At 71.2% G+C, this 21,216-nt stretch carries 23 protein-coding genes and 1 tRNA gene; 12 read left to right on the top strand and 12 right to left on the bottom strand.

What is annotated here, in order from left to right:
* The first annotated feature begins 43 nt into the window (after positions 1 to 43).
* Genes ACTWPP_RS09855 through ACTWPP_RS09870 form a run of 4 tightly spaced genes read left to right on the top strand, consistent with a single transcriptional unit; the run spans position 44 to position 5,535 of the window.
* Positions 44 to 1,687, top strand: a complete 1,644-nt coding sequence (locus tag ACTWPP_RS09855; RefSeq protein WP_443103842.1) for an ABC transporter substrate-binding protein — start codon at positions 44 to 46, stop codon at positions 1,685 to 1,687.
* Between the two features lie 6 nt (positions 1,688 to 1,693).
* Positions 1,694 to 2,641, top strand: a complete 948-nt coding sequence (locus ACTWPP_RS09860; RefSeq protein ID WP_443103843.1) for an ABC transporter permease — start codon at positions 1,694 to 1,696, stop codon at positions 2,639 to 2,641.
* Positions 2,631 to 4,580, top strand: a complete 1,950-nt coding sequence (locus ACTWPP_RS09865; protein WP_443103844.1) for a dipeptide/oligopeptide/nickel ABC transporter permease/ATP-binding protein — start codon at positions 2,631 to 2,633, stop codon at positions 4,578 to 4,580. The genes ACTWPP_RS09860 and ACTWPP_RS09865 overlap by 11 nt, the downstream gene beginning before the upstream one ends.
* Positions 4,570 to 5,535: an ABC transporter ATP-binding protein gene (locus ACTWPP_RS09870; RefSeq protein ID WP_443103845.1), complete on the top strand. Its 966-nt coding sequence runs from the start codon at positions 4,570 to 4,572 to the stop codon at positions 5,533 to 5,535. Before ACTWPP_RS09865 ends, ACTWPP_RS09870 begins: the two co-directional genes overlap by 11 nt.
* Positions 5,536 to 5,609: 74 nt before the next feature.
* On the opposite strand, the gene ACTWPP_RS09875 is transcribed toward ACTWPP_RS09870, so the two are convergent.
* Positions 5,610 to 7,421, bottom strand: a complete 1,812-nt coding sequence (locus ACTWPP_RS09875) for an asparagine synthase-related protein (protein WP_443103846.1) — start codon at positions 7,419 to 7,421, stop codon at positions 5,610 to 5,612.
* Between the two features lie 182 nt (positions 7,422 to 7,603).
* On the opposite strand from ACTWPP_RS09875, the gene ACTWPP_RS09880 reads away from it, so the two are divergent.
* Positions 7,604 to 8,290: a DUF899 domain-containing protein gene (locus tag ACTWPP_RS09880; RefSeq protein WP_443103847.1), complete on the top strand. Its 687-nt coding sequence runs from the start codon at positions 7,604 to 7,606 to the stop codon at positions 8,288 to 8,290.
* Positions 8,291 to 8,475: 185 nt separating this feature from the next.
* Here the strand turns inward: ACTWPP_RS09880 and ACTWPP_RS09885 are convergent, their stop codons facing one another.
* Positions 8,476 to 8,841, bottom strand: coding sequence for an HAD hydrolase-like protein (locus ACTWPP_RS09885; protein ID WP_443104005.1), 366 nt, complete (start codon positions 8,839 to 8,841; stop codon positions 8,476 to 8,478).
* On the opposite strand from ACTWPP_RS09885, the gene ACTWPP_RS09890 reads away from it, so the two are divergent.
* The 4 genes from ACTWPP_RS09890 (at position 8,801) to ACTWPP_RS09905 (ending at position 10,459) form a co-directional block, all read left to right on the top strand.
* Complete coding sequence (locus tag ACTWPP_RS09890) at positions 8,801 to 9,262, top strand: hypothetical protein (RefSeq protein ID WP_443103848.1); 462 nt, start codon at positions 8,801 to 8,803, stop codon at positions 9,260 to 9,262. The genes ACTWPP_RS09885 and ACTWPP_RS09890 overlap by 41 nt on opposite strands.
* Before the next feature lie 274 nt (positions 9,263 to 9,536).
* On the top strand, positions 9,537 to 9,806 hold the full coding sequence (locus ACTWPP_RS09895) for a hypothetical protein (RefSeq protein ID WP_443103849.1): 270 nt from the start codon (positions 9,537 to 9,539) through the stop codon (positions 9,804 to 9,806).
* The gene (locus tag ACTWPP_RS09900) at positions 9,803 to 10,021 is read left to right on the top strand and encodes a hypothetical protein (RefSeq protein WP_443103850.1); all 219 of its coding nucleotides are present in this window, start codon (positions 9,803 to 9,805) and stop codon (positions 10,019 to 10,021) included. The genes ACTWPP_RS09895 and ACTWPP_RS09900 overlap by 4 nt, the downstream gene beginning before the upstream one ends.
* A 222-nt stretch (positions 10,022 to 10,243) precedes the next feature.
* Positions 10,244 to 10,459 carry a tyrosine-type recombinase/integrase gene (locus ACTWPP_RS09905; protein ID WP_443103851.1) on the top strand — a complete coding sequence of 72 codons (216 nt, stop codon included), beginning with the start codon at positions 10,244 to 10,246 and terminating at the stop codon, positions 10,457 to 10,459.
* Positions 10,460 to 10,558: 99 nt separating this feature from the next.
* Here the strand turns inward: ACTWPP_RS09905 and ACTWPP_RS09910 are convergent.
* The 7 genes from ACTWPP_RS09910 to ACTWPP_RS09940 all read right to left on the bottom strand — a co-directional run bounded on the left by ACTWPP_RS09910 (position 10,559) and on the right by ACTWPP_RS09940 (position 15,632).
* Positions 10,559 to 10,630 (bottom strand) — tRNA-Val (locus tag ACTWPP_RS09910).
* 111 nt (positions 10,631 to 10,741) lie between these two features.
* Positions 10,742 to 11,365, bottom strand: a complete 624-nt coding sequence (locus ACTWPP_RS09915; protein ID WP_443103852.1) for a dienelactone hydrolase family protein — start codon at positions 11,363 to 11,365, stop codon at positions 10,742 to 10,744.
* A complete protein-coding gene (locus ACTWPP_RS09920; RefSeq protein WP_443103853.1) occupies positions 11,362 to 11,781 on the bottom strand; it encodes a CBS domain-containing protein in 420 nt (139 codons plus the stop codon). The genes ACTWPP_RS09915 and ACTWPP_RS09920 overlap by 4 nt, the downstream gene beginning before the upstream one ends.
* A gap of 53 nt (positions 11,782 to 11,834) precedes the next feature.
* Positions 11,835 to 12,743, bottom strand: a complete 909-nt coding sequence (locus tag ACTWPP_RS09925) for a PAC2 family protein (RefSeq protein WP_443103854.1) — start codon at positions 12,741 to 12,743, stop codon at positions 11,835 to 11,837.
* A gap of 80 nt (positions 12,744 to 12,823) precedes the next feature.
* Positions 12,824 to 13,774, bottom strand: coding sequence for a CbbX protein (gene cbbX / locus ACTWPP_RS09930; protein ID WP_443103855.1), 951 nt, complete (start codon positions 13,772 to 13,774; stop codon positions 12,824 to 12,826).
* On the bottom strand, positions 13,771 to 14,199 hold the full coding sequence (locus tag ACTWPP_RS09935) for a ribulose bisphosphate carboxylase small subunit (RefSeq protein ID WP_443103856.1): 429 nt from the start codon (positions 14,197 to 14,199) through the stop codon (positions 13,771 to 13,773). The genes cbbX and ACTWPP_RS09935 overlap by 4 nt, the downstream gene beginning before the upstream one ends.
* Positions 14,199 to 15,632, bottom strand: a complete 1,434-nt coding sequence (locus ACTWPP_RS09940) for a form I ribulose bisphosphate carboxylase large subunit (protein WP_443103857.1) — start codon at positions 15,630 to 15,632, stop codon at positions 14,199 to 14,201. Before ACTWPP_RS09940 ends, ACTWPP_RS09935 begins: the two co-directional genes overlap by 1 nt.
* A 207-nt stretch (positions 15,633 to 15,839) precedes the next feature.
* On the opposite strand from ACTWPP_RS09940, the gene ACTWPP_RS09945 reads away from it, so the two are divergent.
* Positions 15,840 to 16,751 carry a LysR substrate-binding domain-containing protein gene (locus ACTWPP_RS09945; RefSeq protein WP_443103858.1) on the top strand — a complete coding sequence of 304 codons (912 nt, stop codon included), beginning with the start codon at positions 15,840 to 15,842 and terminating at the stop codon, positions 16,749 to 16,751.
* On the opposite strand, the gene ACTWPP_RS09950 is transcribed toward ACTWPP_RS09945, so the two are convergent.
* Positions 16,708 to 16,884, bottom strand: coding sequence for a hypothetical protein (locus ACTWPP_RS09950; RefSeq protein WP_443103859.1), 177 nt, complete (start codon positions 16,882 to 16,884; stop codon positions 16,708 to 16,710). The genes ACTWPP_RS09945 and ACTWPP_RS09950 overlap by 44 nt on opposite strands.
* A 127-nt stretch (positions 16,885 to 17,011) precedes the next feature.
* Between ACTWPP_RS09950 and ACTWPP_RS09955 the strand changes: the two genes are divergently transcribed.
* Positions 17,012 to 18,190 carry a saccharopine dehydrogenase family protein gene (locus ACTWPP_RS09955; protein ID WP_443103860.1) on the top strand — a complete coding sequence of 393 codons (1,179 nt, stop codon included), beginning with the start codon at positions 17,012 to 17,014 and terminating at the stop codon, positions 18,188 to 18,190.
* Here ACTWPP_RS09955 and ACTWPP_RS09960 read toward each other — a convergent pair.
* Both ACTWPP_RS09960 and ACTWPP_RS09965 read right to left on the bottom strand, forming a co-directional pair.
* On the bottom strand, positions 18,177 to 19,334 hold the full coding sequence (locus ACTWPP_RS09960) for a GAF domain-containing sensor histidine kinase (protein ID WP_443103861.1): 1,158 nt from the start codon (positions 19,332 to 19,334) through the stop codon (positions 18,177 to 18,179). The genes ACTWPP_RS09955 and ACTWPP_RS09960 overlap by 14 nt on opposite strands.
* Positions 19,331 to 19,987: a response regulator gene (locus tag ACTWPP_RS09965; RefSeq protein WP_443103862.1), complete on the bottom strand. Its 657-nt coding sequence runs from the start codon at positions 19,985 to 19,987 to the stop codon at positions 19,331 to 19,333. The genes ACTWPP_RS09960 and ACTWPP_RS09965 overlap by 4 nt, the downstream gene beginning before the upstream one ends.
* 162 nt (positions 19,988 to 20,149) lie before the next feature.
* Between ACTWPP_RS09965 and ACTWPP_RS09970 the strand changes: the two genes are divergently transcribed.
* Positions 20,150 to 21,121 carry a phosphoribulokinase gene (locus ACTWPP_RS09970; protein ID WP_443103863.1) on the top strand — a complete coding sequence of 324 codons (972 nt, stop codon included), beginning with the start codon at positions 20,150 to 20,152 and terminating at the stop codon, positions 21,119 to 21,121.
* Positions 21,122 to 21,216: the final 95 nt, after the last annotated feature.

The following is a 21,216-nucleotide window of genomic DNA, read 5'->3' on the forward strand; positions in this document are numbered from 1 at the left end:
ATCGGCGAAAAGTCTGTGACCTCGGTCACGGAGAGGGGTTGTCGTGGGACTTGTGACGACACAGCGGCGCCGGCGGCGCGCGGCGGCCGCCGCCGCACTGGCTCTCACCACGTGCGCGGCGCTGGCGACGGCGTGCTCGGGCACCGGAACGTCCGGCACGGACTCCGGCCCGGAGGGAACGCCCGTACGAGGCGGAACCCTCGTCTACGGCCTCGGCGCGGACGCCAACGGCTTCAACCCGATCACCGACTCGTTCGCCGCGCAGACCTACGCGATGGCCGGCACCATCATCGAGACGCTCACCACCGTCGACGCCACCGGGCGGTGGCGCCCCCTGCTGGCCGAGTCCGTCGAGCCGAGCGAGAACGCCGCCCGATGGACGATCAAGCTCCGCGAGGGCGTCACGTTCTCCAACGAGCAACCCGTCGACGCCGAGATCGTCAAGGGCAACCTGGACGCGCAGAAGTCATCACCGCTGACGGCGGCGGTCCTCGCGCCGGTCCGTGAGATCAAGGTCGTCGACGCCAGAACCGTGCAGATCGACCTCATCAGCCCGTGGGTGAGCTTCCCCTACACGCTGGCCACCCAGATCGGCATGATCGTCCCGCAGCTGTCGCTCACCGACTCCGACAAGGCCGGCCGGGAGCCCGTCGGCACCGGGCCGTTCATGTTCCAGGGCTACACCCCCGACAACCGCTTCATCGTGAAGAAGAACCCGAACTACTGGCGTGACGGGCTGCCCTACCTCGACCGCGTCGAATTCCGGATCCTGCCGGACTTCCAGACCCGGGCGCAGACCCTGGAGTCGGGCGGCCTCACCGCCATGGCAACCCAGCGCGACAACGACATCGTCAAGTTCGGGAAGCTCGCCGAGCAGGGCGCGTACAAGCTGTACCGGGCCGCCGGCATGTCGGTCCCCGAGATGGCCTTCATGCTCAACACCGCCGCCGGCCCGACGAAGGACCTGCGGGTCCGGCAGGCGATGGCCCACGCCACCGACCGCGGCGCGTTCATCAAGACGCTGCGCTCCGGCCTCACCGAACCCGCCGACGGCCCCTGGTCACCGGACTCCGAGTGGTACGCCCCCGGCGGCTACCCCGCGTTCGACGTGAACAAGGCCAAGGCGCTGATCGCCGAATACGAGCGTGAGGAGGGGCCGGTCAGCATCGAACTGCTGAGCGTCCCCGACCAGTCGGCGATGCAGAACGCCGAACTCGTCCAGGACATGTGGAAGAAGGCCGGCATGGACGTCACCGTCCGCCAAGCCGACCAGGCCGACATCATCCAGCGCGCCCTCATGGGGAACTACAGCGCGATCGTCTGGGAGCAGTTCAACCGTCCCGACCCCGACGGCCCGTACTCCTACCTGCACTCCAGGTTCGCCCAGCCGGTCGGGTCCATCTCCATCAACATGAGCCGGATCAAGGACGAGCAGCTGAGCGCCGCCCTGGACGCCGGCCGCGCCGGCCCCGACGAGGCGGCGCGGAAGAAGGCGTACGCGACCGTGCAGAAGCGCCTCCGGGCGGTCCTGCCGTTCATCTGGGTCGACCACCTCTCGACCAACGCGGTGGTCACCAAGTCGAACGTGCACGGCCTGGCGCAGTACAAGCTGCCCGACGGGTCGACCGCCAAGCCGCTCATCGGCTCGCCGACGCACGGGTTCGGCCAGATCTGGATCGGCAGGTGACCGCCGATGGCCGCGATCGCGCTGCGGCGGGGCGCGCAACTGCTGCTCGTCCTGCTCGTCGTGACCCTGCTCGCCTTCTGGATGATCACGCTGCTGCCCGGCGACCCCGCCACGCAGATCCTCGGCTACTCCGGGGACCGGGCCGCGCTGACCGCGGTACGGCAGGACCTCGGCCTGGACGAACCGTTCTGGCGCCGCTACCTCGGCTGGCTGGGCGGCGTCGTCACCGGTGACCTCGGCACCTCCTACATCACCAGCACCCCCGTGAGCGAATCCCTCGCCCAGCGGCTGCCGGTCACCCTGGAGCTCCTGCTCCTCTCCCAGGTGATCTCGCTGGGCCTCGCGGTGCCCGCCGGCGCGGCGGCCGCCCGCCGCGCCGGCGGCCTCCTCGACCGGACGCTCACCACCGTGAGCTTCGGGCTGCTGTCCACCCCCGTGTTCGTGTCCGGCGTCGTCCTGATCATGGTCTTCGCGGTGCGGTGGCCGCTGCTCCCGGCCACCGGGTACACGCCCTTCACCGTGGACCCGGCCGGGAACCTCCGGTCGATGCTGCTCCCGGCGGTGACGCTCGCCGCCGCGCAACTCGCCGTCTACGCCCGGCTCCTGCGCTCCGACCTGATCGCGACCCTGCGGGAGGACTACATCACGCTCGCCCGTGCCCGGGGCCTGTCGCCCAGGCGCGTCCTGTGGCGGCACGCCCTGCGCCCGTCGGCGATCTCACTGGTCACCGTCGTCGGGCTCAACCTCGGAGCACTGATCGGAGGCGCGGTCATCATCGAGACCCTGTTCGGGCTGCCCGGCGTCGGCCGGCTCATCGTCGACTCGATCCTGTCCCGCGACTACCTGGTCGTCCAGGGCGGGGTGCTCGTCGTCGCCGTCGGCTACGTCCTGGTCAACTTCGGCATCGACCTGCTCTACGGAATTCTCGACCCGAGGATCCGCCATGCGTCCTGAAACCGTCCCGGGCAAGAAGCCGGACGACACACCGGCGAAACGGCGCGAGCGGCTCGGCTGGGGCTTCCGGCTCGCCGCCCTGTGGATCGTCCTCGTCGTCGCCGCGGCCCTCACCGCCGACCTGCTGCCCCTGCCGGACCACGACGCGACGCTCAGCGGCGACCCCCGGGCCGCGCCCGGCCTCGATCATCCGCTCGGCACCGACGGGCTCGGCCGCGACATGCTCAGCCGCGTCGTCCACGGCGCCCGCGTGTCGCTGGGCGTCGGCGTCGGCGCCGTCGTCCTCGGCCTGCTGATCGGCGGCCCGCTCGGCCTCCTCGCCGGCTACCGCCGCGGCCTGGCCGACCGGATCATCATGACGGGCAACGACATCATGCTCGCCTTCCCCGCGCTGGTCCTCGCGCTGGCGGTGGTGGCCTTCGCCGGCCCGAGCGTCCGCAACGTCCTGATCGTGCTCGGGCTGCTCGGGGTGCCCGCCTGGGTCCGGCTGATCCGCGGCGTGACGCTCTCCTTCGCCCGGCGCGAGTTCGTCACAGCCGCGCGTGCCCTGGGCGCCCGCGGCGCCACCGTGATGTGGCGGGAGATCGCCCCGAACGTCGTCCTGCCCGCCCTCTCCTACGCGTTCACCGTGATGGCCGTCGTCGTGATCGCCGAGGGCAGCCTGGCGTTCCTCGGCCTGTCGGTACGCCCGCCGACGCCCACCTGGGGCGGCATGATCAACGAGGGCCGCAGCACGCTGGACACGGCCGTGCACATCGTCCTCGTGCCGTCCGCCGTGATGTTCCTGACCGTCCTCGCGTTCAACCTCGTCGGCGACCGGCTCCAGGAACTCACCGGCTACCGGGAGAGCGGCCTGGAACCCGCACGCGCCCGCCGCCGGGCGGCCGCGCCGTCCACTCCGCCCGCCCCCCGGCCGGAAGGCACGCCGCCGCTGCTCGAAGTGACCGGCCTGCACACCGCCTTCCCCACGCCCCGCGGGACGCTCCGGGCCGTCGACGGGGTGTCGTTCACCCTCGAACGCGGACGCACCCTCGCCATCGTCGGCGAGTCGGGCAGCGGGAAGTCCGTGCTCATCCGCTCCATCCTCGGGCTCCTCCCGGACGCCGCCGCCCGCTCCGGACGGGTGCACCTCGCCGACCGGGACCTCACCGACGCCGGACCGGACGGCATGCGCGACGTCCTCGGCACACGCATGGCCACCGTCTTCCAGGACCCCATGACCGCCCTCAATCCGGTCCGCACGATCGGCACGCAGGTGACCGAACCGCTCCGCGTCCACCTGGGAATGAGCCGCGGGCGGGCACGCGAGACCGCCGAACGGCTGCTCGCCTCCGTCGGCATCCCCGAGCCGCGCCGCGTGCTGCGCGGCTACCCGCACCAGCTGTCCGGCGGCATGCGCCAGCGGATCACGATCGCGATGGCCCTGTCGTGCGACCCCGAGGTGCTCTTCGCCGACGAGCCCACCACCGCGCTCGACGTCACCGTCCAGAAACAGATCATGCGGCTCCTGCACCGGCAGCGCGACGAACGCGACATGGCGATGGTGCTGGTCAGCCACGACCTCACCGTGGTCGCCGAACACGCGGACGAGGTGATCGTCATGTACGCGGGCAAGATCGTCGAACAGGGCCCGGCCGAGGACGTGTTCACCGCCCCCCGCATGCGCTACACCGAGGCGCTCCTGCGCGCCGCCCCCGACCTCAACGCCCCGAGCCACACCAGGCTCACGGTCATCGACGGCCGCCCGCCCGACCTCGCCGCCCCGCCGGCCGGCTGCCGGTTCCACCCCCGCTGCCCGTTCGCCCGGGAGCGGTGCACGACAGAGGAACCGCCGCTGATGTCCGGCGGGGACCACCGGTCCCACGCCTGCTGGTACCCGGCGGACGGAACCGAGACGCGGCCGGCCGCCGCGGAGAGGAGCGTGCGGCATGGCGGGTAGCGGAACCGCGCACCTGCGCGACGACGACGAGATCCTCCGCGTCCAGGACCTCACGGTCACGTACCCGGCCGGGCGCCGCACCGTGCGCGCCGTGTCGGGCGTGAGCTTCGACGTGGCCAGGGGCGAGACCCTCGGCATCGTCGGCGAATCCGGCTGCGGCAAGTCGTCCGCCGCGCGGGCGATCATGCAACTGCCCCGTCCCGCCTCCGGATCGGTGCGCCTGGCCGGTCTGGAACTGACCGCCCTGCGCGGCGAGGCCCTCCGCCGGACCCGGCAGCGGCTCCAGATGATCTTCCAGGACCCGATCTCGTCGCTCAACCCCCGCCGCCGCGTACGCGACATCGTCGCCGAAGGCCCCCGCGTCTGGGGCACAGCGTCCCGGATCGACGAGGCCCTCGAAGCGGTCGGCCTCGACCCGGCCACCACCGCCGGGCGGCGCCCGCACGAGTTCTCCGGCGGCCAGTGCCAGCGCATCAGCATCGCCCGCGCCCTGGCCCTCGAACCCGAAGTGATCATCTGCGACGAGCCCGTGTCCGCCCTCGACGTCTCGGTGCAGGCGCAGATCCTCAACCTGCTCGAAGACCTCAAGGCCCGCTACGGGCTCACCCTCGTGTTCATCGCACACGACCTGGCGGTCATCAAGAACATCAGCGACCGCGTCCTGGTCATGTACCTCGGCAAGACTTGCGAACTCGCGGCCGGCGCGGACCTCGTCGACCGCCCCGCCCACCCGTACACCCGCGCGCTCCTGGCGTCCGTCCCCCGCGGCCCGCTCCGCCTCGCCCCGGACGAGGAGACCGGCACCGGCGAACCCCCCTCGCCCATGGCGCCCCCCAGCGGCTGCCGCTTCCGCACCCGCTGCCCCCGCGCCGACGCCCGCTGCGCGTCCGAGGAACCCCTCATGCGCCCGCTCGCCCCCGGCCACTGGGTCGCCTGCCACCACCCGGACCTCTGACCGCGTCTGCACGGTGCAGAACCCCTTCGGCCCCCTCCCGGAAAGCGCACTGACCGACCGTTGCCTCCGGCTCGTCACGACGCGGGGATGGGCACCTCGACGTCCGGCAGGTCGACCGGTTCGGGCTCGCGCCAGGCGCCGGACAGCAGGACGCTCAGGGTGAGCAGGTTCCAGCTCTGCCCGGGGCGGCGCGGCGGCACCTCGGCCAACCGCCGCTCCACCGCGCTGCGGTCCAGGATGGAGAACAGCTCGGGCGGCCCGTCCAGGATGTGCTCGCGGAACACCCCGGCCAGCTCCGGGCCGTACGACTTGCGCCAGTTGAACCCGGCGGCGCCCGTGCTCGGCGGGGTGGCGCGGCGCCGCCGGCCCCGCCAGTTGCGCAGCGAGCGGGCGCGTTCGAACCGCCAGCGCCTCCCGTCGAACGGCACGTCGCGCAACTGGGGCGCGAACGTCCCCATGACCAGCGCGACCGGCTCCTCGCTCAGCCGCCACCGCACGGGCAGCGCCAGCGCCGCGCGCACCACCCGGTTGTCGAGAAAGGGATGGTAGTAGGCCCAGTTCATGAGGGTCGCGGTGTGCGAGCCCGCCAACCAGCGGCCCGTCTTAAAGAACATGTGCAGCTTGTCGAGCACATCGATGCCGTCGCGCTCGTATCGGGCGGCCCACTGGTCGTAGTAGCGCTCGGCGTAGGCGTTGGCGTCCTCACTGAGAAACTCGCGCTGAGCCAGGAAGATGGTCCTGAGCCGACGGTGGACGCCGTCACGGGTCAGGTCGGGCTGATCGGTCAGGAAACCGCCGCGCAACCGCTCCCCGCCGGACCCGGAGCTGCGCGGCTCGGCGTCATAGGCCGCCCACCGGTTGACGCCCTCGTACGCGGAGTTCATGCCCTCGCACATGCGGACCAGGGCGTGGGCGCGCCGCAGCGGGTGCCGGACGACGACCGCACCGGACTTCTGCCTGTCGACCGTGACCTGGCACTCCACGCCCAGCGCCTCGGCCACCCGCTGCGCCAGCACCACGTCGGGACTGTCGGCGAGGCCGTGGGTGGCGCCGAAGAACGGGACCCCTGCGGCGTGGCACGCGGCGGCGATCAGGCGGCTGTCGCGTCCACCGGAGAGGGCCAGCCGCATCGGCCGAGCGTGCCGTTTGAACGGCTCAACGGCCGCCAGCAGCGCCTCGGCCAGCGGCTCCACCCGCTCGCGGGCCTCCTTGCGCCCGCGCGGCTCGGTCCCCTGTTCGGGCAGCGGCCGCGAGGCGACGGCGACGGCGCGGCCACGCCGCGCGACGAGCGTGGCCGCATTCGGAACCGCCTGCACACCCTCGAACGGCGTCTCGTCGGAGACGAAGAACCCGTGCCGCACCATCGACTGCAGCGCCATCAGGTCGTAGACGGGCGCCGGGCGGCTCAGCCCGGTCGCCGCAGCCCGTGCCGCCAGATGCGCCAGCAGGGCCCGGGACGCGGCGAACCGCAGACCGCCCCCCTCGGCGTGGTAGACGGGGCAGGCACGGGTGATGGACGTGGCGGCCTCGAAGCCGTCCGGCCCGGCGCGGAACACCGAGAAGCAGCCGCCGATGTCGTCCAGGTCGTCGCCGAGGGCGTCGGCGCCGAGCAGCAGGTCTGCGTCACCCTTGTCGCCCAGATAGCCGCAGTAGCTGAGGGCACGGTCACCGGAGGTGAGGATCGGCTCCGGGAACGGCGCCTCGCAGGGCTCGTTGGACCAGGCCAGCAGCGCCGTACCCCGGTCGGGCGAGATCCACTCGGCGGTACGCCAGCCGTCGGCGGGCGCGGGCACCGCCTCGGCGATGGCACGCCGGGCCGCCACCAGCACCGCGTGTGTGATCTGCTCTTTGGGCTGCCGCACGGTGACGGCCAGGCAAGCGCGCATGCGCGGCACCCAACCACCACCCGGCCAACACAGCATGAACACCGGACGACGTGAGCGCGCGCCCTCCAACGAACGGCCGAATCCGGCCAAGCACCGGGACCGGTGTCACGTGGACAGATGAGTTTGGCGAACGGGCATGGTCTACACGTTCAGACCACAATCCGTGAACTCCGGAGGAGCCCATGACCGCCAAGGCACTGCCGCCCGTCGTCGACACCGAGACCTGGCAACACCACCTCGCCGACTTGCGTGCCCGGGAGAAGGCCGCGACCCGGGAACTCGACGCGATCGCCGCCCAGCGCCGCCGAATGCCGATGGTCGAGATGCCCGAGTACACCCTGGAGGGCGAGGAAGGACCGACGCGGCTGGCCGACATCTTCGCCGGCAAGTCCCAACTGATCGTCTACAACCACATGTGGTTCCCCGGCGAGAAATGGCAGTGCCCGGGCTGCACGGGGTTCACGTCGCAGTACACACGGTTGGAGTTCCTGGAGGCCTACGACGCCAGGTTCGTCATCGTCACCCAGGGCCCGATCGATGAGGCCCTCGCGTACAAACGGCGGGTCGGGAACAAGATGACCTGGTACTCCACCGCGAACAGCCCGTTCGGCACCGACGTGGGCGCACCGCCCGGCGGCGGCTTCGCGGTGAACGTCTTCCTACGCGACGGCGACACCGTCTACCGCACCTGGCACACCAACGGCCGGGGCACCGAGCAGCTCAGCCACACCTTCCCGCTGATCGACCTACTGCCGTACGGGCGGCAGGAAGAGTGGCAGGACTCGCCCAACGGCTGGCCGCAGTCCCCCACCTACAGCCGATGGACCGGCTCCGAGGGAATCGCCGCGCTCTACGGCCCGGACGCGTGACCGCGGATCATGATCGTGCAGGGCCTGGGCCAAGGGGAGGCCGGCCGCAGACCCCGCGATCGCCGGCTCCCTGCGGTCGAGGGCGATCGGTGAGCTGACCCATCCCATGGTCGATCTTGGCCATTCCACCGACCCTCGGCTACCCGCGAAACGTCTGGGCCTTATCGCCCCGAACCTTAACCTTATCAAGTCGCGCAAATTGCCTTTTTTAGGTCGACCTCAGTTAGATGAGCGAATACGATCGAGGCTCCTGCACCATGCAGGTCGGCGACTGTAGTTTTGCCTGAAGCGATGGATATTGCTTGTGCTCCACCTTTCAGGGCGGCTTCTACGTCGCTTACTGTGTCGCCGATTATGTAGGTGGTTTCTCGGGTGTAGGTGTGGCCTGTGCGGGTTGCGGCTCGGTGTTGGGCTATGGGGACTAGGTTGGGGCGTACTGAGTCGTCGGTGCCGTAGGCGCCTATGTCTAGGTCTAGGTAGCGGGCTAGGTCGAAGGTTTCTAGTTTGGCGATGGCTGAGGGCTTGGGGTTGCCGGTTAGGCCGCTGCGGATCGCGGGGGCGCACTGGAACCTCGGTCACATCCTGATCGCGCAGAATGAGGCGGAGGCGGCCGAGGAAACGGCTGTCCATGCGATCGAGGAACTCAGGCCGCATCTCGATGACGGCGGCGACTGGGTGGCGATGTCGGGGGCGTTGTGGCTTGTGGCGTCGGTCGCTTCGGTGCGTCAGGGGGACGCGTGGGCGGCTCGGGATCGGCTGCGGGAACATGCGTTGCCGGCGGCCGAGTCGAATGGTGAGGGCAACGTGTTGTGGACGGTGTTCGGGCCGACGAACGTCCATCTCCATGCGATGAGTGTCGAGATGGAGGCGGGCGAATCGGCGGAGGGGCTGAGCATCGCCGATCGGATCGATGTGACCTCGTCGCCGTCGCTGGAGCGGCAGACCACGTTCTATCTGGTCGACCCGAACTGAGAGTTCGGGGTTGTGGGCTTGATTCGCTCTTAACGTCGTGGCGCGACGTTCCGAGAGCGGTCAAGGAGTCCCCACCTTTCAGAACACCACGGCGAACCCCTCGTCTGTCGAACCCTGCGTTTCGTGCGGCGGCCGGAAACGCAAGTTCGTCCTTCCCCGGCGGCGGCTGGTGATCGTGCCTGCTGATGCGGCGGCGGTCGCTGCGCCTGCGCGGGTTCCGGAGGTATGCCCGCGTTGCGCCGGTACCGGAATCGAGGCGGCGTGATGCAGTCGCGTGACGTGGAACTTGTGCTTCTGGGGTGAGCTGTATGTCGCGCTGGCCAAGCTCGGGGTAGACGTCCAGCTTCGGGACGCGATTCCGGGGCTCACCGTCCGCGTGTACCGGGAGGGTGACCGGCCGATTTCCGGCTACGTCGTCCTCCACGGATTCCACTTCACCTGGTGGCGCGTCGACAACAATCACCCGGCCACCGATGTGGCGGGCGCGGCCGAGCGGATCGTTGATTACCTGCGGTCTGATCTGTGGCGCGGTGCAGGCTCGTGAGTGCGGTGGTGAACGGGCGTGAGGTCGACGCTGCGGCGCTGTGCAAGGAGATCGAGCGGCGGTGTCCTGGCGTGATGGCGTGGTTCGGTACGCACACCTTCCGGTGGTGGGCGCTGATGTGGTGGGGATCGTGGCGGCTCGTGGAGGCGTCCACGCCCAAGGATCTGCTGACCGCTATCGAGTCGGCGCGGTCTCGACGTCCGGCCGGTTGGTAAAGCCGCGGGATCGGCGACGTGTGCCCCGTGGGGACGGTAGCTAGGCCGTCGCCGATCCCGCCTCCAACCTCGTGAGCTAGGCAACGGTGTGACAAGCGGGGGGCGTCGTGGCGGGCGAACCTCCGGGCGGGCCTGACACCCCGTCCGAGCCCGGCCTCATCTTCTGAACGCATTACAACCTCCCTCTGTCGGCCGCTAACGTGCGGCGCAACTTCCGCAAAGGTGCTCGACAAGGCCGAGCTGGTCGGTGCCGAGTGGGCGCTGCGGGAGATGAGGCACAGCTTCGTGTCGGTGCTGTCCGATCACGGCATCCCCATCGAGGACATCTCACGGCTGGTCGGCCACCGGAGCACGACGGTCACCGAGACCGTCTACCGGCTGCAGATCCGGCCGGTGATGGAGAAGGGCGCTACCACGATGCACGGCATCTTCGGCTAGGCCGGCGACGCAAGAGGTCAGGACCCGGAGTCCCTCAGTTAGTCACTCACAAGATCAAAGGCCATGGTCCGCGAGAGCGGACCATGGCCTTGACGTGGGTGGGCGCGGACGGTTTCGAACCGCCGACTCCTCGCTTGTAAGGCGAGTGCTCTACCCCTGAGCTACGCGCCCGCGTGCTCGTTGCCGGGAAAGCGTACCTGGTCGGGCCGGGCTACCGCGAAACGGTCAGGAGGCCGGGGGGCGGCGCCGTGGATGTGAGGGGCGTCTTCCTCAGATGAGGTGTCAGAGGTACCGGTTGAACCAGTCGGCTGCCTGGGTGGTGACCTCTTCCAGGGCTCCGGGCTCCTCGAAGAGGTGGGTGGCGCCTGAGATGACGTGGACTTCCGAGATGTCGAGGCTCTTTTTCGCCTGTTCGTTGAGGTGACGGACCTCGGGGGCGCGGCCGCCGACGATGAGGAGGACGGGGGCCCGTACGCGGGGGAGGGACGGGCCCGCCAGGTCGGGGCGTCCTCCGCGGGAGACGACGGCGGCGATCCGGGGGCGGGCCGCGGCGGCGGCCAGGGCCGCGGCGGCGCTGGTGCCGGCGCTGAACAGGCCGATGGGGAGGCCGGCCGTGTGGGGGGCGGATTCGAGGCCCTCCGTCAGCTGGTCGATCGCGCCGATGAGGCGGAGCGTCAGGAGTTCGATGTCGAAGCGGAGGGCGGCGGTCACGCGGTCGAGCTGGTCCTCGCGTTCGGTGAGCAGGTCGATGAGGAGCGTCCCGAGCCCGGCGGCGTTGAGGCCGTCGGCCACGGTGCGGTTGCGGGGGCCGCCGCCGCCGTGCGTGATCAGGACGACGCCGGTGGCGCCGTCCGGTATCGCGAGGTCGCCGGGCAGCTCGGCGTCCTCCAGTTTCAGTGTGATCACGTGTTCGGCGGTTCGGCGCTGATGTCGGCGAGGGCCGAGCGCTCGTCGCGCTGGACGGCGAGGTCGCCGATGGACACCATGCCGATCGGGCGGTCGCCGTCCACGACGGGGATGCGGCGGACGGCGTGCTGCCGCATCAGGCGGACGGCGGCGTCGGCGTCCTCCGCGGGCCCGACTGTGATCATGTTGGTGCTGCAGATCTCGGCGACGGTCGTGCCGGACATGTCCTTGTGGACGGCGACGGCGCGGACGACGATGTCGCGGTCGGTGACCAGGCCGCGGAGCCGTCCCTCGTGGACGACGAGGACGTCGCCGATGCCGTGCTGCCGCATGAGGTCCCCGACCTCGGCCAGGGAGGTGTCCGGGGACACCGCCACGGGCACCGGCGTCATCACTTCGTTCACCTTCTGGGCCATGAGCGAGCCTCCCCTCTCGGGGCCTCGCGTACCCAGCGCCCGCCGGGATATGTCTAGGACGGCGAGTCGGGCCCGTCCTGCTCGGCGAGGAAGCGTTCGAACTGGGCGCCGAGTTCGTCGGCGGTGGGCATGTCCGCCGATTCGGGGAGGAGGTCGTCGCGTTCGGCGGCCCCGGCGAACGCGTCGTACTGCTGTTCCAGGGCCCGGACGACCTTCTCCACCTCGTCGTTGCCGTCGACCTGCTCGGCGATGTCGGCGTCGGTGGCGGCGGCGGCCTCGCGGAGCCGTTCGACGGGCAGCGCGAGCCCCGTGGCGTCGGCGACGGCGTCGAGCGCGGCGACGGCGGCGGCAGGGTAGGCGGACTGGGCGAGGTAGTGCGGGACGTGCACGGCGAACCCGATGGCGTCGTGGCCCGCCTCACCGAGCCGCAGTTCGAGGAGCCCGGCGGCGCTGCCGGGGACCTGGACCTTGTCGAACCACGAGTTGCGGGTGATCAGCTCGGGCCGGGTGGCGTGCGAGGTGATGCCGACGGGACGGGTGTGCGGGACGCCCATGGGGATGCCGTGGAAGCCGACGACGAGCCCGACGCCGAGGCGCTTGACGAGGTCCAGGACGGCGGCGGTGAAGCCCTCCCAGAGCCGGTCGGGTTCGGGCCCCGACAGCATCAGGAACGGGCTGCCGGCGTCGTCGCGGAGCATCCGGACGACGAGTTCGGGCGTCTCGTAGGAGGCCCAGTGGTCGCGGTCGAACGTCATCGGCGGGCGGCGCGCCCGGTAGTCGATCAGCGAGTCGACGTCGAAACGGGCGATGACGCGGTGCTCCAGGGCCTCCAGGAGGTGCTCGCGGACGAGCTGCCCGGTGGATCCGGCGTCCACGAAGCCGTCGAGGCTGTGCAGCAGCACCGGACCCGTCATTTCCGGCAGGTCGGCGTCAAGCTCGTACAGATCCTCAGGGTTAAGCAACTTCTCCCCCACCTCTACATGTCGTCGGTCCCAACATTAGGACATGCGGAGGCTCATCCCCGGATCGGACGTGACGCCGGTCACCTGAAGACGCGGCTGGACAGGAAATCTTCGGGGTGAAGGGTGGTGAGATCTTCGCGGCCGACGTCGCCGCCCCGGGCGAGGAGGCGGTTGGCGTGGCGGAGGCGGGCGCGTTCGATGGCGTTGCGGACGGAGCGCGCGTTGGCGAAGCGGGGCTGGGCGCGGCGGCGGGACAGGTAGTCGCGGAAGACCGGCTCGGTTTCGGGGGCCAGGCCGTAGCCTTCGCGTTCCATCATCAGGCGGCCGATGGCCTCCAGTTCGTCCGGGTCGTAGTCGGGGAAGTCGATGTGGTGGGCGATGCGGGAGCTCATGCCCGGGTTGGACGCGAAGAAGGAGTCCATGCGGTCCTTGTAGCCGGCGAGCACGACGACGAGGTCGTCCCGCTGGTTCTCCATGACCTGGAGGAGGATCTCGATGGCCTCCTGCCCGTAGTCGCGTTCGTTCTCGGCGCGGTACAGGTAGTACGCCTCGTCGATGAACAGGACGCCGCCCATGGCCCTTTTGAGGACTTCCTTCGTCTTGGGGGCGGTGTGGCCGACGTACTGGCCGACGAGGTCGTCGCGGGTGACGGAGACGAGGTGGCCGCGGCGGATGTAGCCGAGGCGGTGCAGGAGTTCGGCGAGCCGCAGCGCGACGGACGTCTTGCCCGTCCCGGGGCTGCCGGTGAAGCACATGTGCAGGTTGGGACGCCCGGAGTCGATGCCGAAGCGGGCGCGGACGCGGTCGACGAGGAGGAGCGCGGCGATCTCCCGGATGCGGGTCTTGACGGGGGCGAGGCCGACGAGTTCGAGGTCGAGGGCGTCCAGGACGCTGTCGGCCTGGGAGTCGGCGCGTTCCTTGGCGAGGTCGACGCGGGCACCGGGAGGGAGCGGCTCCCCGGCGGGGGGAGAGAGGGAAGGGGCCGCCGGGGAGCCGTTCTGGCGCATCCCGAATCCGGGGCGTTCGCTCAACGTCCTGCCCCGTAGCGGTCGCCCTCGGGCCGGTCGAGGGCATAGGGGTGGAGGGTGTAGCGGATGCGCCGGTCGGACGTCTCCTCGCGGTCGAGCCGGAAGCCGGGTTCCTCCGCGGGGCGCTGGACGATGAACTGCAGGGCCGTCGTCTGCCTCCCGTAGGCGGCGTCGTAGGCGTTCAGGCGGATGTAGTGGTCCGGGTACGCCTTGCGGCATTCGTTGATCTCGTAGAGGACGCCGGCCGGGTCGGCGAGGTCGAACATCGGCAGGCCCCACATCTCCCAGTAGGAGTTGCGCGGGTGCGGGTCGTCGGTGAACTCGACCGAGCAGGGCCAGCCCTGGCCGAGGGCGTAGGCGACCTGCTTGGTGATCTCCTCGTCGGTCAGGTCGGGGAGGTGGGAGAAGGTTCCCTGGGTGATCCGCATCAGATGCTCACAGGTGTTTCGACGACGTCGGGGGTGTCGGTGGATTCGTAGGTGAAGGTGATGTCGCCCCAGGTGGACAGGGCGATGTCCAGTTCGCGGCTCTTCTTGGCGGCGGCGCGCAGGATGTCGGGGCCTTCGGCGAGGTAGTCGCGGCCCTCGTTCCGCGCCTTGATCATGGCCTCGAGCGCCACCCGGTTGGCGGTGGCGCCGGCGGCGATGCCCATCGGGTGGCCGATCGTCCCGCCGCCGAACTGCAGGATGGAGTCCTCGCCGAGGTAGTGCAGGAGCTGGTGCATCTGCCCGGCGTGGATGCCGCCGGACGCGACGGGCATCGTGCCGGGCATCGACGCCCATTCCTGGTCGAAGTAGAGGCCCTTCAGCGGGTCGGCGGCGACCTTGTCCAGGCGCAGGGTGTCGTAGTAGCCGCGGACGCTGTTCGGGTCGCCCTCCAGCTTCCCGACGACCGTCCCCGCGTGGATGTGGTCGACGCCCGCCAGCCGCATCCATTTGGCGATGACGCGGAAGTTGACGCCGTGGGATTTCTGCCGCGTGTACGTGGAGTGCCCGGCGCGGTGCAGGTGCAGCAGGACGCCGTTGGCGCGCGCCCACTTGGCCATCGACTGGATCGCCGTGTACCCGATGGTGAGGTCGATCATCACGATGACGCTGCCGAGTTCCTTGGCGAACTCCGCGCGCTCGTACATGTCCTCCATCGTCCCGGCGGTGACGTTGAGGTAGTGGCCCTTCACTTCGCCGGTGGCGGCCTGCGCCCGGTTCACGCCCTCCATGCAGTAGAGGAAGCGGTCGCGCCAGCGCATGAACGGCTGGGAGTTGATGTTCTCGTCGTCCTTGGTGAAGTCCAGGCCGCCGCGGCAGGCCTCGTACACGACGCGGCCGTAGTTGCGCGCCGACAGCCCGAGCTTGGGTTTGACGGTCGCGCCCAGCAGCGGACGGCCGAACTTGCCGAGGTACTCGCGTTCCATGACGATGCCGTGCGCGGGCCCCTGGAACGTCTTCACGTAGTGGGTGGGGATGCGCATGTCCTCAAGGCGCAGGGCCTTCAGCGCCTTGAACCCGAAGACGTTCCCGATGATGGACGACGTCAGGTTCGCGATCGACCCTTCCTCGAACAGGTCGAGGTCGTAGGCGATGTAGGCGATGAACTGCCCCTCCTGGCCGGGGACGGGCTCCACCTTGTAGCACTTGCCCTGGTAGTTCTCGTAGGACGTGAGCCTGTCGGTCCACACCACCGTCCAGGTGGCGGTGGACGACTCGCCCGCGACGGCCGCGCCGGCCTCCTCCGGCGGCACGCCCTGCTGCGGCGTGATCCGGAAGGCGGCGAGGATGTCGCTGTCCTTCGGCTGGTAGTCCGGACGCCAGTAGCCCATCTCCGCGTAGGGGATCACGCCCGCCGACCATCTGCCCGAGCTCATCGCCGCTCTCCTTCAGCCTGAAGCCTGGATGCGGGACGCGGCGACTCCCCCCGGTGAAGGACGGCATGTCCCAGGGGATCGGGTGAGGCGCCGCGTCCCGGCCACGTGGAACCGTGAACGGGTCGAGCTTCGCCCCCCGACAGTTGCGATGTCCATCAAGTGTTCTACGGTGACCATCAACCATTCGCTTGAGCAGGGAGGCCGGAGGTGACGGAGGCGCGGCTGCGGACGTTCGTCGCCCTCGCCGACACCGGGTCGGTGCGGGCGGCGGCGCGGCGGCTGTACGTGACGGAGTCGGCGGTGTCGGCGGCGGTCGCGGCGCTGACCCGGGACCTCGGCGTGCCGCTCGTCCGGAGGGAGGGGCGCGGGCTCGCGCTGACCGCCGCCGGGACCGTCTACGCCGGGTACGCGCGGCAGGTGCTCGGGCTGATGGAGGAGGGGCGGGCGGCGGCGCGCGGCGCGGCCGATCCGGGGCGCGGCCCGCTGCGGCTGGCGGCGGTGACGACGGCCGCCGACCAGATCCTCCCGGAGCTGCTCGCCTCGTTCCGGGCGCGCTGGCCCGACGTGGAGCTGACGCTGGAGGTGGGGCCGAGGCGCCAGGTGTGGAGCAGCCTCGCCGCGCACGAGGCCGATCTGGTGCTGGCGGGCCGTCCGCCGGGCGAGGCCGCCGCGACCGTGCTGGCGCGGCGTCCGAACGAGCTGGTCGTCGTGGGCGCGCCGGGCCTGGCGGACGGGTTCGCGCTGGCCGGCACGCCGTGGGTGATGCGCGAGCCCGGCTCGGGGACGCGGGCGAGCGCGGACGCCTACCTGGCGGAGCGGGACGTGTCGCCGCCCCGCCTCGTCCTCGGTTCGAACGGCGCGGTGATCGCGGGCGCGGCGGCGGGGCTGGGGGTCGCGCTGGTGTCGCGGGACGCGGTCGGGGCGGAGCTGGACGCGGGCCGCCTCGTCGTCGTCGACGCGCCGGGGATGCCGCTCGACCGGCCGTGGCACGCGGTCGCCGGGACGGCGCCGACCGCGACGACGCTGCTGTTCGTCCGGCATCTGCTGGACGCCCCGGGCTGGAGCGCCGCGGACGCTAGGGCAGGCTCCACAGCGACACCGACAGCAGGCCGAGGCTGACGGCGATCAGGATCATCGCGACGGTCCGTCCGCCTTCGTCGGCCGGCACGGTCTTCCTGCGGGTGACCAGAACCAGGAAGTGGACGAAGAAGCCCAGGGCGACGACGTCCATCGCCACGGCGAGCCCGGTCACGACCGCGTCCTCCTCGTCCTCATCCCAGCAACACTAGAGGAGTGCGGTCGCTCACATTGCCGTACCAGCGTGCATGATCGGCCGCAGACGCGACAGAATCAGGTTCGGATCCGTGAAAGGGGCTTCGATGACCGCCGACCGCCACTACGACGTCGTCCTGTTCGGCGCCACCGGCTTCACCGGCGCCCTGACCGCCGAGTATCTGGCCGAGCACGCCGAGCCCGGCACGCGCTGGGCCCTCGCCGGACGCAACCGGGGCAAGCTGACGGCCGTCCGTGACCGCCTGGCGAAGCTGAACCCGGCGTGCGCCGATCTGCCGCTGCTGCACGCGGACACCAACGACACCGCCTCGATCGAGGACATCGCGAATTCAGCACGGGTCGTCATCACCACGGTCGGCCCCTACGTCAAGTACGGCGAGCCGCTGGTCGCGGCGTGCGCGCGCGCCGGGACCGATTACGTCGACCTCACCGGCGAACCAACCTTCGTCGACCGGATGTACGTGAAGTACCACGACGCGGCCATGCGCAGCGGAGCCCGGATCGTGCACGCCTGCGGGTTCGACTCGATCCCCCACGACCTCGGCGCCTACTTCACGGTGAAGCAGCTTCCGGAGGGCGTCCCGATCCACGTCGAGGGATTCCTGCGCATCCGCGGGGACGCGTCCGGCGGCACCCTGCACTCGGCGATCGGCATCTTCGGCGACCCCGCCGGCATGATGCGCGCCGAGCGTGAGCGGCGCCGCGTGGAGGACCGGCCCGCCGGCCGCACGGTGCGCGTTTCGCGCCGCGCCACGCCGAAGGCCCGTGTCGGGGACGGCTGGACCCTGCCGCTGCCCACCATCGACCCGCAGATCGTCGTCCGTTCGGCGGCGGCGCTCGACCGCTACGGCCCGGACTTCTCCTACGGCCACTACATCGCCGTCAAGCGGCTGCACACCGCCGCCGGGATGGCGGCGGGCTCCGGCGCCCTGCTCGCCCTGTCCGCGCTCCCGCCGACACGCAACCTGCTGCTGCGGCTCCGCACGCCGGGCGAAGGCCCGTCGGAGGAGCAGCGCGCCGGGCACTGGTTCAGCGTGAAGTTCGTCGGCGAGGGCGGCGGCGAGCGCGTCGTCACCGAGGTCGCGGGCGGCGACCCCGGCTACGGCGAGACCGCCAAGATGCTCGCCGAGTCGGCGCTGTGCCTGGCCCACGACGACCTGCCGGAGACCGCCGGGCAGGTCACGACCGCGACCGCGATGGGCGACGCCCTGATCGACCGGCTGAACGGGGCGGGGATCGTCTTCCGGGTCCTCAGGACGGGCTGACCGCGCCCCGGCGGCGGCCCGGGATGGGGATGACGGCCTCCACGGTCGTCCCGGCCCCCGGCCTGCTCGTCACGGACACCCGCCCCCCGAGCAGCTCGGCGCGTTCCCGCATGCCGCGCAGCCCGTAGGAGTCGGGACGGCGGCCGCGGCCCCCCTGCGCGACCACGTCCCTGACCGCGAACCCGGTCCCGTCGTCGGTGACCTTCAGCCGGACGCGATCATGGGAGTGCTCCAGCAGCAGGTCGACGCACGTCGCGGACGCGTGCCGCAGGCAGTTGCCGACCGCCTCCTGCGCGATCCGGTACAGCGCGGTCTGCACATGGTCGGGCAGCGCGTCCTCCAGCTCGCCCTCGACGGTCACCGTCACGTCGAGCGGGCCGGACGGGCCGGGACCGTCCCCGGCCTCACGGGCGAGGGTGGCCAGGGCCGCCGACAGACCCAGATCGTCCAGGACGGGCGGCCGCAGCCCGCCGATCGCGGCGCGAGTCTCGGCTGCCGCCAGCTCGCACAGCCGCCGTGCCATCATGATCTGCGCCAGCCCCTCGGGATGGTGCTCGGGCAGGGCCCGCTCGGCCGCCGACAGGTGGAAGCCGAGGCTGGCGAGGCGCTGCGCGATGCCGTCGTGGATCTCCCGGCTGAGCCGTGACCGCTCGGCCTCCTGCGCCTCCACCGCCCGTTCGGCGAACCGCTCGGCGGCGTGCTCGCGCTCGCGCGCGGTGCGCAGCCGGCGGCACGAGGACAGCACCGGCGCGAACAGCCCGGCGAGCGCGGTGACGAGGACCAGATCCTCGGCCGGGGCCGGGCCTGCGGACCGGACGTCCACGACCGCGATCACGGTTCCCTCGCTGTGCACGGGGACCGCGGCGCCCCTTCCGTCCCGGTGCGGGCGTGCCCGGCCGTGCGCGGCGGCGCGTCCGACGTCTCCCTCCCCCAGCGGGACCGGCGGCCCCGACCATTCCAGGACGCGCTCGTCCTCGGCCAGGACGTACACGTCGCAGAACGTCAGCGCCCGCGCCGACCGGACGACGAGCCCGGCCAGCTCCTCGGCCATCCGGGGCAGCTCGCGGTCGGAGCAGGCCACGGCCACGATGCGGACGAGCAGGTCGTTCCCGCGTCCGGCGAGGAGCTCCAGCGGAGCCGTCACCGGAACAGTCCCTCGCGCAGAGCGACCGCTATCGCGGCGGACCGGTCGGTCACCTCCAGCTTGCGGTAGAGCGCGCGGAGGTGGCTCTTGACCGTCTCCTCGCTCAGCACGAGCCGCGCCGCGATCGCCTTGTTGGACAGGCCGCTCACCAGCAGCGACAGCACCTCGCTCTCGCGCTGCGTGAGACCGCGGTTGGCGCCCGGCCAGAACTCTCCGCGGGTCAGCCGGGCCGCGGTGACCGCCATCCGCCCGGCGAGCGTCGGGTCCACGACCGTCTCCCCCTGCGCGACCTCCTCCAGGCGGCGGACGAGTTCGGGGCCGTCCACCCGCTTGAGCAGGTACCCGCCCGCCCCGGCCCGCAGCGCCTCGAAGACGTACTGCTCGTCGTCGTACACCGACAGGAACACCACGCGCGCCTCCGGGACCCGCCCGGTGAGGAGGCGGCACAGGTCGAGGCCGCTCTCCGGGCCGAGCCGCACGTCGAGCAGGACGACGTCGGGGCGGAGCGTGGTGACCAGCCGGGCCGCCTCGTCTCCCGTCCCCGCCTGCCCCACGACGCGCACACGCCCGGAGAACCCGGCCAGCATCGCCTGAAGTCCGGCGAGGATCATTTCGTGGTCGTCGACCAGGACGACACGTACGGGGACACCCATTCCGGCACGATAACAACCAGAAGCTACTCACCAGTAGCTCAGGGGCGGAGGGAGCCTCCGCGGTTTCACCCCCGCTCTCCCCTGATTGGGGGACGAACCGCCCGCCGCACCGCCGTACTCTCCTAGACGAAAACTGAATTCCGCAGGACGGAGGAGCAGAAGGTGCCCCATCGGATCGTGCATATGCTCCGGGCGCGCGGGTCGGGCCGCCGCCCCGTCATGCTCGCCATCGCCGGGGACAGCGCGGCGGGCAAGACCACACTGACCAGGGGGCTTGTGCGGTGTCTTGGGGCCGACCGGATGACGGCGGTCTGCGTGGACGACTACCACCGCTACGACCGCGCCGAACGGGCCGGCAAGCCGTTCACGGCGCTGCACCCCGACTGCAACCACATCGACATCATGGAGCAGCACCTGCAACTCCTGTCGATGGGCGAACCGATCCTCAAACCCGTCTACGACCACGCCACAGGCGAGCTCGTCCGCCCCGAACTGGTCGAACCCCGCGACTTCGTGATCGTCGAGGGCCTGCTCCCCCTCCACACCCGGCTGGCACGCGCCTGCTTCGACATCACCGTCTACCTCGACCCGCCCGAGCCGCTGCGGCACTCCTGGAAGGTGCGCCGCGACTGCGACAAACGCGGCTACACCCCCGAGCAGGTCATGGCGGAACTCGACCGCCGCGAACCCGAGAGCGCCGCCTACATCCGCCCCCAGCGCAAGCACGCCGACATCGTCGTCCGCTTCGCCCCCGTCGCCGGACGGCTCGACCCGCCCGGCACCCCGCTGTCCGCCGAACTGCTCCTCCGCCCCACGATCGACCACCCCGAACTGGCGGACGTCCTCGACAGCGGCTCCGGCGACACCGAGACGGCCATGCACCTGCGCCTGCACCGCGACACCGACGGACGCCCCGTCGACGCCCTGCACGTCCACGGATACGTCTCCCCCGGGGAATCACAGGTCGTCAAGAAGGCCATCCTGGAACGCCTCGGCCCCCGCGCCGGCACGGCCCTGCCCGACCCCGGCGTCCTCGGCCACCTCGGCGACGCCGGCACCAGCGACCCCCTCGCCATCACCCAGCTGCTCCTGCTCTACCACCTGCTGGACGCCGACCACCGGCAGGCCGCCTAGAAACTCCGCGGGCGCGCGGGGAGGCCCCGGGGCTCTTGGACCTGTAGCCCCGGGCCGCGCGCCGGCGGCTGCCGGGAGGGCGCCCCCAGCGGGCG

The organism is Actinomadura sp. 3N407, assembly GCF_052245875.1.
Classification (GTDB): Bacteria; Actinomycetota; Actinomycetes; order Streptosporangiales; family Streptosporangiaceae; genus Spirillospora.